13 protein-coding genes are annotated in these 15,462 nt (G+C 69.6%); 2 read left to right on the forward strand and 11 right to left on the reverse strand.

Annotated features, from left to right (window positions below):
• Positions 1 to 96 precede the first annotated feature (96 nt).
• Positions 97 to 1,893, forward strand: a complete 1,797-nt coding sequence (locus ACIA8K_RS00160) for an ABC-F family ATP-binding cassette domain-containing protein (RefSeq protein ID WP_396053259.1) — start codon at positions 97 to 99, stop codon at positions 1,891 to 1,893.
• A gap of 287 nt (positions 1,894 to 2,180) precedes the next feature.
• Here the strand turns inward: ACIA8K_RS00160 and ACIA8K_RS00165 are convergent, their stop codons facing one another.
• From ACIA8K_RS00165 to ACIA8K_RS00195, 7 genes are all read right to left on the reverse strand, one after another.
• A complete protein-coding gene (locus ACIA8K_RS00165) occupies positions 2,181 to 2,354 on the reverse strand; it encodes a hypothetical protein (RefSeq protein WP_396053261.1) in 174 nt (57 codons plus the stop codon).
• Positions 2,355 to 2,557: 203 nt separating this feature from the next.
• Positions 2,558 to 2,977 carry a hypothetical protein gene (locus ACIA8K_RS00170; RefSeq protein ID WP_396053263.1) on the reverse strand — a complete coding sequence of 140 codons (420 nt, stop codon included), beginning with the start codon at positions 2,975 to 2,977 and terminating at the stop codon, positions 2,558 to 2,560.
• A 56-nt stretch (positions 2,978 to 3,033) separates the two neighbouring features.
• The gene (locus ACIA8K_RS00175; RefSeq protein WP_396053264.1) at positions 3,034 to 4,197 is read right to left on the reverse strand and encodes an ABC transporter ATP-binding protein; all 1,164 of its coding nucleotides are present in this window, start codon (positions 4,195 to 4,197) and stop codon (positions 3,034 to 3,036) included.
• Positions 4,198 to 4,203: 6 nt separating this feature from the next.
• Entirely contained in the window at positions 4,204 to 5,070 is an 867-nt protein-coding gene (locus ACIA8K_RS00180) for a carbohydrate ABC transporter permease (RefSeq protein ID WP_396053266.1), read from the reverse strand.
• Positions 5,070 to 5,963, reverse strand: a complete 894-nt coding sequence (locus tag ACIA8K_RS00185; protein WP_396053268.1) for a carbohydrate ABC transporter permease — start codon at positions 5,961 to 5,963, stop codon at positions 5,070 to 5,072. Before ACIA8K_RS00185 ends, ACIA8K_RS00180 begins: the two co-directional genes overlap by 1 nt.
• Positions 5,960 to 7,186: an ABC transporter substrate-binding protein gene (locus tag ACIA8K_RS00190; protein WP_396053270.1), complete on the reverse strand. Its 1,227-nt coding sequence runs from the start codon at positions 7,184 to 7,186 to the stop codon at positions 5,960 to 5,962. The genes ACIA8K_RS00185 and ACIA8K_RS00190 overlap by 4 nt, the downstream gene beginning before the upstream one ends.
• Positions 7,187 to 7,517: 331 nt before the next feature.
• Positions 7,518 to 8,513, reverse strand: a complete 996-nt coding sequence (locus ACIA8K_RS00195; protein WP_396053272.1) for a Ppx/GppA family phosphatase — start codon at positions 8,511 to 8,513, stop codon at positions 7,518 to 7,520.
• A 261-nt stretch (positions 8,514 to 8,774) separates the two neighbouring features.
• Here ACIA8K_RS00195 and ACIA8K_RS00200 point away from each other — a divergent pair, with 261 nt between their 5' ends.
• Positions 8,775 to 9,194 carry a hypothetical protein gene (locus ACIA8K_RS00200; RefSeq protein ID WP_396053274.1) on the forward strand — a complete coding sequence of 140 codons (420 nt, stop codon included), beginning with the start codon at positions 8,775 to 8,777 and terminating at the stop codon, positions 9,192 to 9,194.
• Between the two features lie 5 nt (positions 9,195 to 9,199).
• On the opposite strand, the gene ACIA8K_RS00205 is transcribed toward ACIA8K_RS00200, so the two are convergent.
• From ACIA8K_RS00205 to ACIA8K_RS00220, 4 genes are all read right to left on the reverse strand, one after another.
• The gene (locus ACIA8K_RS00205) at positions 9,200 to 9,688 is read right to left on the reverse strand and encodes a DinB family protein (protein ID WP_396053276.1); all 489 of its coding nucleotides are present in this window, start codon (positions 9,686 to 9,688) and stop codon (positions 9,200 to 9,202) included.
• Positions 9,689 to 9,945: 257 nt separating this feature from the next.
• Complete coding sequence (glgB, locus tag ACIA8K_RS00210; RefSeq protein ID WP_396053278.1) at positions 9,946 to 11,808, reverse strand: 1,4-alpha-glucan branching protein GlgB; 1,863 nt, start codon at positions 11,806 to 11,808, stop codon at positions 9,946 to 9,948.
• 130 nt (positions 11,809 to 11,938) lie between these two features.
• Positions 11,939 to 13,282 (reverse strand): glycosyltransferase family 4 protein, encoded by a 1,344-nt coding sequence (locus tag ACIA8K_RS00215; RefSeq protein ID WP_396053279.1) that lies wholly within the window; start codon positions 13,280 to 13,282, stop codon positions 11,939 to 11,941.
• 161 nt (positions 13,283 to 13,443) lie between these two features.
• A complete protein-coding gene (locus ACIA8K_RS00220) occupies positions 13,444 to 15,345 on the reverse strand; it encodes an amylo-alpha-1,6-glucosidase (protein WP_396053281.1) in 1,902 nt (633 codons plus the stop codon).
• Positions 15,346 to 15,462: the final 117 nt, after the last annotated feature.

The raw sequence follows: 15,462 nt of genomic DNA on the forward strand, positions 1-15,462 counted from the left end.
TGGCCACGATGTGAGTCGCTGACACCCTCCCAGACCCGCGCCCGAGGCCTCTGCTGCCCGGCGGGTTTCCTTCGTTTCCTCCTGGGGTGTCCCGTCATGTCAGTCTCCGCTCTGCTCGCCCATGACCTCGTCCACACGCTCGGCTCGCGCCGGGTGCTCGACGGCGTCTCCCTCGTCGCCGCACCAGGACGCCGCATCGGCCTGATCGGCGAGAACGGCACCGGCAAGACCACGCTGCTGCGGCTCCTCGCCGGCGTGGACGAGCCCGATTCCGGAAGCGTGACGCGGCCCGGGTCGCTCGGCTTCCTGCACCAGGAGCTGCCGTTCCCAGTCACCGCCACCCTCGCCGACGTGCTTGACGACGCGCTTCGCGAGGCGCGGGAGGTGGTGGCCGAGCTCGACCGGCTGGCGGCGCTGATGGCCGCCGGGCCCGCCGTCGCCGACGAGGTGCTCGCCGACTACGGGACCTGGCTGGAACGGGCCGAGGAGCTGGCCGCCTGGGACGCGGACCGCCGGGGAACACTCGTCATGGCCGGGCTCGGGCTCGGGCATCTGGCGCCCGGTCGTACCGTCGGATCGCTCTCGGGTGGTGAACGCGGCCGCCTCGCGCTGGCCGCGCTGCTGATCCGCCGCCCGGCCGCGCTCCTGCTCGACGAGCCGACCAACCATCTCGACGACGCCGCCGCCGCATTCCTTGAGGAGGAGTTGCGCGGCCTGCCCGGCGTGGTGATCGTCGCCAGCCACGACCGCGCCTTCCTGGACGCGGCCTGCACCGACCTGATCGACCTCGACCCCGCCACCGACGGCCCGGCCCGGTACGGCGGCGGCTACACCGACTACCAGGCCGCCAAGCGCGCGGAACGCGACAGATGGCAGCGCCGCTTCGAGGAGGAACAGGACGAACTGGCCGCACTCCGCGTCGCCGCCTCGGTCACCGCCCAGCAGGTCGCACACGGCCGCGCGCCCCGCGACACCGAGAAGATGGGCCAGGGCCACACGGCCGGCCGGGTCCAGCAGCAGATCTCCCGCCGCGTCCGCAACGCCTCCCGCCGCCTGGACGAACTGGAACGCACCCAGGTCCGCAAACCCCCGAAACCGCTTCGCTTCCAGCCGTCGGCGCTCGCTCTCGCCTCCGCCTCCGGCCTGCTCGTGTCGCTGCGCGCGATCACCGTCCCCGGCCGCCTGGCGCTCGACCGCCTCGACATCTCCGCAGGCGACCGCCTCCTGATCACCGGCCCGAACAGCGCCGGAAAGTCCACGCTGCTCGCGGTCCTCGCCGGGCAGGTGCGGCCGGCGATCGTGGGCGGCACGGCGGATGCCGACTCCGCGGCTTCCGCCCGGGACGGCGGGGCCCATCCGCAGGGCGACGCGGCGTCGGTCGTGGGCGGCGAAGTCTCCGCCCAAGATGACGCGGCCTTCGTGGACGGCGATGCGGCCGCCGCGTACCGCGACACGGCTTTCGTCTGGGGTGATGTGCAGCGGCGTCGTGGCCTGCGGGTCGCGCTCCTCACCCAGGACACGGTCTTCGAGCGACCGGACATCGCGTCCCGTGACCTCTACGCGTCTGTTCTCGGCTCCGAGCGCGCCGAGGCGGTTCCGCTGGGCTCACTCGGCCTGCTCCCGGCCCGCGCCCAGACCCTCCCGGTGGGTGAGCTCTCGGTCGGCCAGCGCCGCCGGCTCGCCCTGGCCCTGGTCATCGCCGACCCGCCGGAGCTGCTGCTGCTCGACGAGCCCACCAACCACCTCTCGCCGCGCCTGGCGGACGAGCTTGAGGACGCGTTCGCCACCGCCGGCCCGGGCGCCATCGTCATCGCGAGCCACGACCGCTGGCTCCGCGCCCGCTGGACCGGCCGCGAGCTCGCGCTCCCCGACCCCCGAACGACCGCACGCTGACCGATCCCGATCCCGATCATCGCCAGCAGCAGGCACACGGCCGTCGTGAGAGCCGTCGGGATCTCGGCGACGAAGCTGCGGAGGGCTCGGGCAGCACGACGTGGTGGGTCCGCTCGAAGGCGTGCACGGCGTCCCAGCCCAGCGCGGACTCGCCGCCGCCGTCCACCATAAGCGCGGTGCGGAGGGCGTCGAGGTCTGGAGCATTCACCAGTTCGGCTACCACGGCACATTCAAGCGCACCGTGCACGCGGAGGCGACGCGGTGCGCTTGGATGCCGTGTGGGCCGCTCAGAGGCGGCGGGAGATGCGGGGGTCGTCGGCCGGGAGGCTGTGCACCCGGCCTTGGCGGTCGATCACCTGGACCACCGGCACGCGGCGGGTCCTCTGACGTGCGGACAACCAGGCGAAGCCGGCGACGGCCAGCAGCGCAAGTGTCGACACCCACAGGATCAGGGTCGGCATGGGGGGACCTCCCAACGTTGGCCACCTCAGCGTAGCGCGCACCCGGCCAGAAGCCAGCGATGGAAACAATCACACAGAGTAACGCTCAGCTGATTTCCATGCGACGGCGTACCGAAACATCGCTTGTATTGCACTTATAGGGCGAAATTTCGGGCGCGGCCCGGTGCGCACCATCGCCTGAATGGCATGCCCGGAAGAGCGGCTCAGCCGGCGGCGGCCGGCGGGAACCGGCCGGCGTCACGCGGGGCCGGGGAGATCGGGCGGACGACCACGTCGAAGGTGCCGGTACGCGGCGCCGGAGCCGGCTCCGGCGCGACCCCGATCGCGGACTCGCCCGAGACGGACAGCTCGGACGGCTCGAAGGAGATCACGTCCGCCGGGTCGGGACGGGCCGGGTCGAGGCGCTTGGACAGGCTCACCGCGTCGAGGCTGCCGAGCGTCTCGATCAGGCGCGGAATGTCCTCGCCGTCGAGGCGGAAGGAGGCGCGGCAGTGGCGGTCGGTCCACAGGGAGAGCACGACCATGCCGCTCTCGTCATGGCAGCTGACTCGCATCACGCGTGCATCACCGCGGAGATCGGAGAAGATCTCACCCCGGCGCGGCAGCGGCACCAGTTCACCCATGGGCCACATATTGCCCGCCGGAACCCCCTCCACGGAAGGGGTTCCGGCGGATTGATCTACAGCGTCAGGTTCTTGCCGGTGGTGGCGTCGAACAGGTGGACCTTGTCCACGTTGAGCCAGATGTCGTGCTGCTCACCTGCGCGGACACGGGATTCGGCGGCGAATCGGGTGACCAGGTTGGACGCTCCGGACGGCAGGTCGGCGCCGCCGGCGTCCGCGGCCAGCTCCTCGAGTTCGGCGGAGGTGGCCGCGTCGCCTTCGAGCGTGAAATAGGCGTACTTGTCGGAGCCCATCGACTCGACCAGGTCGACGGGCGCGGTGAACTCGTGACCCCGGGCCCGCAGGTCGGAGTCGATCAGGTTCGCGTCCTCGAAGTGCTCGGGGCGGATGCCCAGGATGAGCTGATCCGTGGTGAGCGCACCGCGTACCCGCGACGGGATCTGGATCTTTCCGAGGGGCGTCTCAAGGATGTCGCCGGAGACCGCGGCCGGCAGGAAGTTCATCGCGGGCGAGCCGATGAAGCCGGCCGTGAACAGGTTGGCGGGGCGGTCGTAGAGCTCCTGGGGGTGGCCGACCTGCTGGATGCGGCCGGCGCGCATGACCACCACGCGGTCGCCGAGCGTCATCGCCTCGGTCTGGTCGTGGGTGACGTATACGGTTGTGGTGGCGAGTTGTTTGTGCAGGCGGGAGACCTGGGTGCGCATCTGGACGCGGAGTTTAGCGTCCAGGTTGGACAGCGGCTCGTCCATCAGGAACGCCTTGGGGCTGCGCACGATCGCCCGGCCCATGGCGACCCGCTGCCGCTGGCCGCCGGAGAGGTTTCCGGGCTTGCGGTCGAGGTACGGCGTCAGCTCCAGGACCTTCGCGGCCTCCTCGACCTTCTGCTGGATGACCGATTTCTCCAGCTTGGCGAGTTTGAGCGGGAAGCCCATGTTCTCCCGGACCGTCATGTTCGGATAGAGCGCGTAGGACTGGAACACCATGGCGATGTCCCTGTCGCGCGGCGCCTTGTCGTTGACCCGCTGGCCGCCGATGAGCAGCGAGCCGGAGCTGATGTCCTCCAGTCCGGCGATCATGTTGAGCGTGGTGGACTTCCCGCAGCCGGACGGTCCCACCAGGATCACGAACTCACCGTCCGCGATCTCCAAGCTGATCGAGTCGACGGCTGTCGTCCCGTCCGGATAGCGCTTACTGATCTCGTCGAGCACGATGTCAGCCACTGATCATCACCCCTTGACCGCGCCGTTCGTCAGACCCGAGACGATGCGACGCTGGAAGAACAGCACGAACAGAATGATCGGAACAGTGATCACCACGGCGGCCGCGGAGATCGCACCGGTCGGGTCCTCGAACTGGGACTCGCCGGTGAAGAACGACAGCGCGACCGGCACCGTGCGGGACTGCTCGGTGGAGGTGAGCGACATCGCGAACAGGAAATCGTTCCAGCAGAAGATGAAGACCAGGATCGCCGTGGTGAACACGCCCGGCGCGGCCAGCGGCGCGATCACCTGGCGGAAGGCCTGCGCCTGGGTGGCACCGTCCATCTTCGCGGCCTTCTCCAGGTCCCACGGGATCTGCTTGAAGAACGCGGAGAGCGTGTAGATCGCCAACGGCAGCGCGAACGTGATGTACGGCAGGATCAGCCCCGGCCAGGTGTCGAAGAGGCCGAGCCGCCGCTCGATGTCGAACAGCGGCGACACCAGCGAGACCTGCGGGAACATCGCGATCAGCAGTGACACGCCGACCAGCAGGCGCTTGCCGGGGAAGTCGAGCCGGGCGACCGCGTAGGCGGCCATCGTGCCAAGCACCACAGCGATCGCGGTGGCGATGAGCGCGATGCCGATCGAGTTGATCAGCGCGCGGACGAACTGGTCGGTGCTGAAGATGACCCGGTAGTTCTCAAGCGTCCATTCCCGGGGGATGAAGTTCCCATCGTTGAGGGTGGCCGGCGTCTTGACCGACAGCGACGCGATCCACAACACCGGAACCAGCGCGAACACCACGACCACGATGTCCAGCAGGCTCCAGGTGATCTTCGCGCGGGTTTCTTTGCTGACACCGGCGCGCGGTGCCTCGGTGGTAACCGCGGTCATCAGCGCCTCCCGTCGTCGGAGGCACCGGGCGCGGCGGTGCCGAAGAGCTTCACGAAGATGAACGCGATGAGCGCCACGGTCAGGAAGATCAGCACGGACATCGTGGAGCCGATGCCCAGGTTCAGACCGCGCAGCAGGTTGTTGAACGCGATCATCGACACCGAGGACGTCCCATTGGACCCAGCCGTCAGCACGAAGATGTTGTCGAAGACCCGAACCGCATCGAGGGTACGAAAGAGGAGCGCGACAAGGATGGCCGGCTTCATCACCGGCAGCATGACCTTGCTGAACCGCTGCCACGCGGACGCGCCGTCCATCGACGCGGCCCGCAGCAGCTCGTCCGGGACCAGCGCCAGCCCGGCCATCAGCAGCAGCGCCATGAACGGCGTGGTCTTCCAGATCTCCGCCAGGATGATGATCGCCAGCGAGCCGGCCCGTTCGGTGAGCGGTGCGCCGTCCGGCGTGACCAGGTTGGCCAGGTAGCCGGTGTCCGGCGTCCACGCGTACCGCCAGGAGAACGCGGCCACCACTGTCACGATGCCGTAGGGGATCAGCGCTGCCGTCCGCACCACGCCGCGCCCGACAAGCGTCTTGTGCATGACCAGCGCCAGGCCCATGCCGAGGACCAGCTCGACCGCGACAGTGACCACTGTGATCAGCATGGTGACGCCGAACGCGGTCCACCAGTACTGGTTGGTCAGCACCGTCACGTAGTTGTCGAGGCCGACGAACTCGCGCTCGTCCGGGAACTTCAGGTCGAAGCGCTGCAGCGACAGCCAGACCGAGTACAGGATCGGGTACGCGGTCACCGCCACCATGACGAACGCGGCCGGCGCGCAGAGCAGCCAGCCGAGCCGCCGTTCCTGCCTCTTCCCTTCGGAGAGCGCGGTCACGGCAGCACCCCCTTGGACTCCAGCGCGTCCTGGATCTGCTTTCGCAGGTCCTCCGCGGTACGGGCCGGGTCGATCGCGCCCGGCGGTGAGAGCGTGGCGGACATGACAGTGGAGATGTTCTGGTAGGCGGGTGACAGCGGCCGCACCGCCGCATCCCTCAACTCCTCCAGGATCACGTCCTTCATCGGGTACGCCTCGGCCATCTCCGGCTCCGCGTAGACCGACTCGATCGTCGGCGGCACACCGTCGTTGATCGCCGCGTACTTCTGGTGCGCCGCGTTCCGCAGGCAGCGCGCCGCCTCGAAGGACTCCGCGGGATGCCTGCCGTACGCGCTTACCGCCAGGTTCGTGCCACCGATCGTGACCCGGCTCGGCGTGCTCACGTCCACGGCCGGGTAGCGGGCCCAGCGCACGTTCTTCGCCAGGTCCGGTGCGGCCTCCTGCATGGCCGGGTAGACGTACGGCCAGTTCAGCTGGAACGCGCCGTTTCCGGACTGGAAGTCCAGCCGGGCCGGGTCCTCCTGCGCGTTTGTGAACGACGGGCTTGTCACGCCTGCCGTCGCGAACCGTTTGAGCAGCTCCAGCGCCTTCACCGCACCGGCGTCCATCGTCGCGGTCCTGCCGTCCTCGCTGAGGATCGCGCCGTTCGCGCCTGCCACAAGCGTGTTGTAGAGGACGACAAGCCCCTCGTACTGGGCGCCCATCGTGATCACCTGGTACGGCTTGCCCTCCGCCTTGAGCTGCTGTGCCTGGGAGATCATCGCGTCCCAGGTGCGGGGCGGTTCCGGCACCAGGTCGGTGCGGTACCAGAGCAGCTGCACGTTCGTGTTGTTCGGCGCGGCGTAGAGCTTGTCCTCATAGGTCGCCGACTCCAGCGGGCCGGGCAGCGTGCCCTGCCGTACCTGGTCCGCGTCCTGGCCGGTCCACTCCCTGATCCAGTTCGCACCGGCGAACTCCTGGGTCCAGGTCACGTCCAGGCCGAGCACGTCCATGCTGTCGTCCTCAGCGGCCAGCCGGCGCACCAACTGCACCCGCTGGTCGTCGGCCGCGCGGGGCAGAACCCGGTAGACGATCTCGTACCGGCCGGCCGCGGCCGCGTTGCACTCGTCGATGACGTGCTGCATGTTCTCGACCGGCGGGTTGTAGAAGTTGATCGTCGGTACGCCGCCGTCGTCCTGACCGGCGCACGCGCCGAGCGGCACGGCCACCAGGGCCGCGGCCACCGCGGCGGTAAGTCTCCTCCGGCGTCGTCGTGTTCCGGCGCGTCTTTCGTCGCGTGTTTCCGCGTTCGGGGGATCACCCATCCTGTGCTTCGCCTCCCGTCCGAGATGGCGCGCGTCACGGGCCTACTGTTGCGCTTGCAGTGCCTCACGGCGCGCGCGAAACGGCGGCCGGGCGTCCGCCTGGGGCGCCTGCCGTCCCTCACCTTCTCCCCCGCCCCACACCTCGTGAAACGCACCGTTAACACGAGCACCACGGAGGGTCTCGGTGACCACCCACGGATCCGCCGGCCGCGGGAGCGCGCGGAGGGTGACCACAGTGGAGGCGGGACGGCTATCTCGTGCGCGAAGCGCTGATGCTCTTGATGTCCGCGTCGGTCGGTGAGAGCGTCAGCGCGCGGTCCGCCCAGCTGTCCACAAACTCGACGCGGCGCAGCAGGATGCCCTCGCGCAGCGCCCACGGGCAGAGCGAGACCTCCTGCAGTCCGAACATGTCCATCATGGTGTGTGCGACAAGCGCGCCGGCCAGCGACTGGCGGGCGCGCGGCGCGGAGATGCCCGGGAGACGGGCGCGCTTGTCCGCGGTCAGCGCGCCGAGGCGGCCGATCTGCTCCGCGAGGTCGACACGGCGCAGGACGCGCGGCACGAACAGCCCCCGGCTGGGTGGCGGCGCGCCGCAGAGCTGCGCGAGCTGCTGGAACGTGCGCGAGGTCGCGACCGCTGTCTGCGGTGCGTCCCAGCGCATCCGGTGTGCGACCTCGCCCAGTTCGCGCCGCAGGTAGCGCCGCGCCTTCTCCACCTTGGCGACCCGCGGCGGGTCGCCGGCCAGGCGCTCGCGGGTGATCCGGGCCGCGCCGATCGGCAGTGACACCGCGAACTCCGGCGTCAGATCGTGGCCGTAGGCGACCTCCGCGGAGCCGCCGCCGATGTCGAGCAGAAGCAGCGGACCGGCGCGCCAGCCCATCCAGCGGCGGACCGCGAGGAAGGTCAGCTCCGCTTCCTCGGTGCCGGACAGCGTGCCGAGCCGAACACCGGTACGGGCGTCGATCTCGGCGAGCGCGGCATCCCGGTTCGGCGCGTCCCGGACCACGGCCGTGGCGTAGGCGAACAGCTCGCGCACCTCGAAGTGCCGTGCCTGCGCCACCGCCGCACCGACCGCAGTCACCAGCCGATCGATCGCCTCCGCGCCCAGCTCACCGTCCTGCCCGACCACCTCGGCGAGCCGGACCGGCTCCTTGACTGCGTGCACCGGCAGCGGCACGCCGTTCCCGATGTCCGCCACCACGAGCTGGGCGGTATTCGAGCCGACGTCGAGCACACCAATGCGCATGCGGTCCAGTCTCCATGATCGTTTCGAATATCCGCCATTTCTTGAGCGAAATATGAACGACAGAGCCTGTTCATCTCTTTCACTTCAACGGTACGGTCGATGGGCGTGTCCGCGCTGGTGCGGACGATGCGACATCCAAGAACACCCGTGGTCGGGCGGCGCCGCCAGTCCCGCCACGGGTGTCCGGGGTACGAAGTGATTCGCGCCGCCGTTTCGACGGATTCCTGGTTCAGGCCGTCGTCAAACGAGGAGATGCCGCCCATGACGGAAACGTCGGTCCATGCCCTCAGCTTCGAGGTGCCCGGACTTCCCCCGTTGAAATCCTCCCCCACCCCGATGCTCGCCGCCGGCGGCCGCCAGGCCGTCCGCGTCCGCGCCCTCCTCGAAGCCGCCTGCCTCGCCGCCCAGCAAACCGGCTGGATGGCCGTCGACTCCCCGATCGCCCTCGAGGTCGTCCTCCGCCACCCGCCGGACGGCCACACCGGGGACGTCACACACTTCCTCGGCGGGATCGGGGACGTGCTACGCGACAAGCGCCTTGGCGCCGAGGTTCCGCTCGCCCATCTCGGAGCGCTCCTCGACGTCGCGCTCTTCCGTGATGACAGGCAGATCCGCCGGATCTCCTACCGGGAGGAGGACGCGAGCGAGGTCTCCTACTCCGTCCGGGTGGAGGCGCTGTAGGCCCGTCAGCCCATGGTCTTCTGGCCGTCGATCGCCTCGCGGATGATGTCCGCGTGGCCGGCGTGCTGGGAGATCTCGGCGATCAGGTGGATCAGGACGTGACGCACCGACCAGGACGCGCCCTTCTCGAACCAGGGCGCGTCGGGGAGCGGGAACGACGCGTCCAGGTCCGCGGTGGCGATCAGGTCGTCGGTGCGGGCGGCGACCTTCTCGTAGTCGGCGAGCAGACCGGCGAGCGTCTCACCCTCGACCATGCGGAACGCGTCCATCCAGTTCTCCTGGCCGGCCTGCGAGGCCTCGGCGCCGGTGGCGAAGTCGTACCAGGACTGCTCGGTGGCGGAGACGTGTTTGATCAGGCCGCCAAGCGACAGCGTGGTGCTCGGTACCGGCTGGGACGCGGCCTGCTCATCGGTCAGGTTCTGCACGGTGAAGCGCAGGAAACCGCGTTGGCGGTTCAGCAGTTGCACCAGGTCAGCGCGCTCGCCCGTCAGCATGATTGATTCCCCTCGAAAGTCGATGTCACTACGACCTCAGCCTAGGGACGATTGCGGACAACTCCTGTCCTAAACGCCGCAAGCCCTGCCCGCCCTTTTGTCTGCAGTTTCTCCGGACCCGTCGCTTGCTTGACCACGTCGTGAGGCGCGGACGACCGAGGAACGTCGGTGTCAGTCAGACACGCTTTTCGTCTGCCTGACACCGCCGTCCGCAGGCCGTGGCGTCGAGCCCGGAGGAGCGAAGCGACGACCAGAAGTCAAGCTCGGAACCAGATGGTCGCGTAGGGGCCGACGGCGACCTCGGCCGAGTGCGGGAGGCCGTGCGAGCCGGCGTCGGAGGCGTGGACGGCGCCGAAGTTGCCGACGCCGGAGCCGCCGTAGTGGGCCGCGTCCGTGTTCAGCACCTCGTCCCAGCGTCCGCCGCGCGGCAGGCCGACCCGGTAGCCGGTCCGGGGCGTGCCGGAGAAGTTGGCCACGCAGGCCATCACCGAGCCGTCGCTGCCCCAGCGCAGGTAGGACACCATGTTGTTCTGCCAGTCATCGTGCGCGATCCACCGGAAGCCGTCGCCGGACGTGTCCTGGGTCCAGAGCGCGGGCGACTCCTTGTAGACCCGGTTCAGGTCGCGGAGCGCCGCGTGCAGGCCCTGGACGGCCGGGTCGCCGAGCACGTGCCAGTCGAGCCCGCGGTGCTCGGCCCACTCGTGCTCGTCGGCCAGCTCGGAGCCCATGAAGAGCAGCTGCTTGCCGGGGAACGACCACATGTAGCCGAGGAAACCGCGCAGCCCGGCCAGGCGCTGCCAGCGGTCGCCGGGGAGCTTGGCGATGAGCGACTTCTTGCCGTGCACCACCTCGTCGTGGCTGATCGGCAGCACGAACTGCTCGTCGAACGCGTAGCAGGACGGCCAGGTGAGCTGGTCGTGGTGGTGCTTGCGGAACAGCGGGTCGCGCTCGACGTACTCGAGCGTGTCGTGCATCCAGCCCATGTTCCACTTCAGGCCGAAGCCGAGGCCGCCCCAGTCGGTGGGCCGGGACACGCCGGGGAACGCGGTGGACTCCTCGGCGATCATGACGACGCCGGGGTGCTCCCGGTAGACGACCGCGTTGAGCTCCCGGAGGAACGCTATCGCCTCAAGGTTCTCGTGGCCGCCGTGCTCGTTCGGCGACCACTGGCCGTGCTCGCGGGAGTAGTCGAGGTAGAGCAGCGAGGCGACCGCGTCCACCCGCAGGCCGTCGATGTGGAACTCCTCCAGCCAGTAGAGCGCGTTCGCGACAAGGAAGTTCCGCACCTCCCAGCGGCCGTAGTTGAAGATCAGGCTGCCCCAGTCCGGGTGCTCGCCGCGGTGCGGGTCCGGGTGCTCGTAGAGCGGGGTGCCGTCGAAGTTCGCAAGCGCCCACTCGTCCTTGGGGAAGTGCGCGGGCACCCAGTCGAGAAGCACGCCGATCCCGGCCTGGTGCAGGCGGTCGACGAGGTAGCGGAAGTCGTCCGGGTTGCCGAACCGGGACGTGGGCGCGTAGTAGCCGGTGACCTGGTAGCCCCACGAGCCGCCGAACGGGTGCTCCATCACCGGCATCAGCTCGACGTGCGTGAAGCCGAGTTCGGCGACGTACTCGGTGAGCTGGTCCGCCATCTCCCGGTAGGTCAGGCCAGGGCGCCAGGAGCCGAGGTGCACCTCGTACACGCTCATCGGCAGCTTGTGGTGCTCGGTCCGGCCGGCACGCTCGGTCATCCAGTCCGTGTCGTCCCACTTGTGCTCGGACCTGAAGATCATCGACGCGGTACGCGGCGGCGTCTCCGTCGCCGTGGCCATCGGATCGGCCCGGTCGGTCCAGACTCCGTCCGCCCCGTGGATCTTGTACTTGTAGTACTGCCCGACTGCGGCGCCCGGCACGAAGACCGCCCACACGCCGCTGTCACCGAGGTTGCGCATCGGAATGCCGTCGAACGCGCCCCAGCCGGCGAAGTCGCCCACCACCCGGACCTCGCGCGCGTTCGGCGCCCAGACCGCGAAGTGGCAGCCGTCCTCGCTCACATGCGCGCCGAGCACGGTCCAGAGCCGCTCGTGCCGCCCCTGGGAGAGCAGCCAGCGGTCGATCTCGCCGATGAACTCGTCGCTGGTCAAGAGCCGATTGTCGGACACGGAGGAGCAGGCCTCGCAGACGTTGGTAGAGGAGGGGGAAAAACGCCCGCTGGCCGTCGCGAGTGCGGCGGCCAGCGGTGAGAGAGAGCCTGGTGCGGGGGGAGCTTACGGATCAGGAGGCGGACGAGGCCGCGTTGATCAGGCCGTGCAGGAGGTTGCCCTCGGGCACGACGGCCTTCTGCCGGCCGTTGGCGAGCTGCGCCTCGGCCCGCTTGGTGTTGAAGGCCGGTGCCTCCCGGATGGCCGCGCTGTACGCCGCCGCGGTCCGGGCCGCGATCGTGCCCCAGCCGTAGCGCTCGGAGACCATCGAGCGCGCCTGCCGGGCCACCCGGCGCGCGAAGACCTCGTCGGCAAGCAGCGAGTCGACCGCGTCCGCAAGCGCGTCCGGGTTGCTGTGCGGGAACGTGACGCCTGTGACGCCGGGCTCGACGATCTCGGCGAGGCCGCCGGTCGAGGAGACCGCGATCGGTGCGCCGGCCGAGGCGGCCTCAAGCGCGATCATGCCGAACGGCTCGTAGAGGCTCGGGATGACCGTGGCGTCGGTGGCGGCGAGGACCGCGGGCAGCTGCTTCTCGTTCATGAAGCCGGCGAACGTGACGGTGTCGTCAAGGTGCAGGCGCGTGGTCTCGGCCTGGAGCTCCTGCCGGTACGGCCCGTCGCCCGCGATGACCACCTTGAGACCGGGGTGCCGGTGCTTGAGCTTCGGCACCGCGTTGACGAGGTGCTGCACGCCCTTCTCGTAGACCAGGCGGCCGGCGAAGCCGATCAGCGGGCCGTCACCCGCGAACTTGGTGCGCGCGGCGGCGATGGCGCGGGGCTGGGCACGCCACATGGTGTCGTCGACGCCGTTCGCCACCACATCCATCCGGGCGGCGGGCAGGTCGAGGAGCCGGTTCACCTCCCACCGCATGTACTCGGAGCAGACGATGACGCGCACCGCTTCCTGCGACAGCCAGAACTCGACGGTGTGGATCGCCTTGTTCATCTCCTCCGGGAGCCAGCCCTGGTGACGGCCGGCCTCGGTGGCGTGGATGGTGGCGACGAGGGGGATGTCGAGGTGTTCCTTGAGCGTGACCGCGGTGTGCGTGACGAGCCAGTCGTGCGCGTGGATTACGTCGTACTCGCCGGACTCCGCCGCCCGCAGGGCCGCGCGGGTGAGCGTGTGGTTGAAGGCCATGGTCCAGGCGAGAAGCGAGGGCGTGGCGAGCGGGAAGACCGGCGGGTCCTCCGGGGCGCGCACGATGCGGACACCGTCCGCGTACTCCTCGAGCGGGGCACCGGCCACGTGCCGGGTCACCACTGTCACCTCATGGCCGGCCGCGACGAGCGCGACGGAGAGTGCGTGCACGTGACGCCCCAGACCACCCACGACCACCGGCGGGTACTCCCAGGAAAGCATCAGCACTCGTTGCGGACGCGCAGTGCGCATCTCGATGATGTCGGCATTTGGTGACATAGGCCCGGCCCCCTCGCAGATTCGTCCCTCAGGCACACGCCAGCGGACGACCCTAAATCAGGTTCAAAGGGTGTCATCGCGTTGATCGGGATGGTCTTATCCTGCCCTACCCGTGGAAATTAACGAAGACGCCCCGGTTGCCGCCGTGTAACCAAGGTTGATCAACAGCGACGGACGCGAACTAGTTCCCCCACCGACCACGCTTGAAACGGGCAACCTGTCGCCGAGTGAGGCGGCTCACCATCCGCTGTTTCAGTGACCGAGCCTAGGCCAAACTCGGTCAAATGGCCGTCGATACCGGAGAGAAGTTCACCATCTGACACGGCGGACTTGACACACGTATCGATATAAGGCCCCACCCACCATGGCCACACGGTCCCCATGTGATACGCGCCATCCCTATGTTCAGAATTTCCACGGTGTTCACTCTGGAAACCCCTTTCCCGGGGGCCCAGACTGCGCAGGCCGAGCGGCGTCACCAATCCCCTGGAAATTGCACGGAGAGCACGTGCGTCAGTACGCATTGGAGCGTACGGAAGTGACCATGCCAACAATTGGTTCGGCCGGAGCGACGCGTCGTCGCCGTGCGGGCCGTCCACCACGTCGTAGAGCCATCCGGCGGGCGCGGGGAAGCGACGGCGGAACGAGGCGAGCGCGCTCCGGTGTGCGGCCGGGGCGGCTCCGGCGTCTCCGCGGGTACGGCGCGCGAGGTCCACGATACCGGCCAGCCCGTTGATCCACAGTGCGTTCACCTCGACCGGCTTCCCGGCCCGCGCGGTCACCGGCACGCCCCGCACCCGCGCGTCCATCCAGGTCAGCGCCTCCCCCGCGGCGCCCTGGGTCAGCAGGCCGTCGTCCGGGTCGACACGGATGCCGTACCGGGTGCCCCGCAGGTGTGCGTCGACCACGTCGCGAAGCGCGGGAAGCAGCGTCCCGGCCAGGTCGGTGTCGCCGGTGACAGTGACGTGCCGGGCCACCGCGTGCAGGAACCAGAGCGTGCCGTCGACCGTGTTGTACTCCACGCTTCCGGTGTCCGCGGTGTTCGCGAGCATCCCCTCGGAGAGCGTGGCGGCGTACCCGAGCAGCAGCCGCCGGCCCTCCTCCGCGCGCCCGGTGGTGAGCAGCAGGCCCTCGTAGGCGATCATCGTGTCCCGCGACCAGGCGCCGAACCACGGGTAACCGGCCACCACGTCAGGCGTGCCGGCCGTCCTGACCACGAACGCGTCCGCGGCGAGCGCGAGCGTGGCGTCCACATCGTCGGCGGGCGCGGCGGCCGCTACCACGGCCCGGTTGCGGCGCCGGGCGGCGGAGACGACCTCACGGGCCGGCGGGGGTACGTCGTCAAGCGCGCCGCCCCAGGCCCGCACCTCGAGCACGTCGCCGGGCTCGCGCAACTCGGCCCGGAACGTACCCGCGTGCCAGAGATCTTCATTGGCGTTGAGGCCGCGGGCCGCCTCCTCGCGGTGGTGCACGCCGGTCCACCAGGTGCCGGCAGGCGTCCAGGCCGGGCCGTCAAGCCGGTAACCGCCCTCGATCACCGCACCGCCGCTCACCGATTCCACTGTCGGCGAAGGGCCGCCCGCGCCGCGTTCGCCGTGCCCGTCCCGCCAGGTGCAGAGCGCCTGCAGGTCCAGCCGGACCGGACCGCCGGACAGCAGCCGGTGCACCACGGCGAGCGCGGGGCGGCCGTAGACCATGGCGAGTTCGCGTTCGAGCACCACGTCGCCGACCCGCCAGCGCCAGCGGGGGAGGCCGTCGATGAGCGAGAACCGCTCAAGGAACGCGTGCCCGGCCGGCGCGACCGAGCCGGACGCCCACTCGTGCACGCCGAGGCGGTACTCGTCGTCCCCGATGGTCAGCACCGGGTCCAGGCTCGCCAGCGCGAGCGTGCGCGCGGACACGGTGGCGCCGGAGATCATCAACAGACCGTGGTAACGGCGGGTGCGCAGGCCGGAGACCGTGCCCATGGCGTAGCCGCCGAGCCCGTCCGGGACCAGCCATTCGCGCGCCGCCCCCTCGGTGAGCGAGCCGCAGACCTGAGGGCCGAAGCTGATCGGGATCATTCTTTCCTGCACCTATCACTCATGCTTGCGCGTCAGTGGCGGTAACCACGCGCGACGACAATGAACAGTGTGATCGACTTGGTCACGGGAAGTCTTCCGATGGAAGATTCACGGAGG

Origin of the sequence: Catenuloplanes sp. NPDC051500 (assembly GCF_044454585.1) — a bacterium.
Lineage (GTDB): Bacteria > Actinomycetota > Actinomycetes > Mycobacteriales > Micromonosporaceae > Catenuloplanes.

Coding starts and splice junctions, on each gene's coding strand:
- ACIA8K_RS00165 (WP_396053261.1), bottom strand. CDS start 2,354: ATGCCGACCCTGATCCTGTGGGTGTCGACACTTGCGCTGCTGGCCGTC.
- ACIA8K_RS00215 (WP_396053279.1), bottom strand. CDS start 13,282: ATGTCACCAAATGCCGACATCATCGAGATGCGCACTGCGCGTCCGCAA.
- ACIA8K_RS00205 (WP_396053276.1), bottom strand. CDS start 9,688: ATGCTGACGGGCGAGCGCGCTGACCTGGTGCAACTGCTGAACCGCCAA.
- ACIA8K_RS00200 (WP_396053274.1), top strand. CDS start 8,775: ATGACGGAAACGTCGGTCCATGCCCTCAGCTTCGAGGTGCCCGGACTT.
- ACIA8K_RS00195 (WP_396053272.1), bottom strand. CDS start 8,513: ATGCGCATTGGTGTGCTCGACGTCGGCTCGAATACCGCCCAGCTCGTG.
- ACIA8K_RS00220 (WP_396053281.1), bottom strand. CDS start 15,345: ATGATCCCGATCAGCTTCGGCCCTCAGGTCTGCGGCTCGCTCACCGAG.
- ACIA8K_RS00160 (WP_396053259.1), top strand. CDS start 97: ATGTCAGTCTCCGCTCTGCTCGCCCATGACCTCGTCCACACGCTCGGC.
- ACIA8K_RS00180 (WP_396053266.1), bottom strand. CDS start 5,070: ATGACCGCGGTTACCACCGAGGCACCGCGCGCCGGTGTCAGCAAAGAA.
- ACIA8K_RS00170 (WP_396053263.1), bottom strand. CDS start 2,977: ATGGGTGAACTGGTGCCGCTGCCGCGCCGGGGTGAGATCTTCTCCGAT.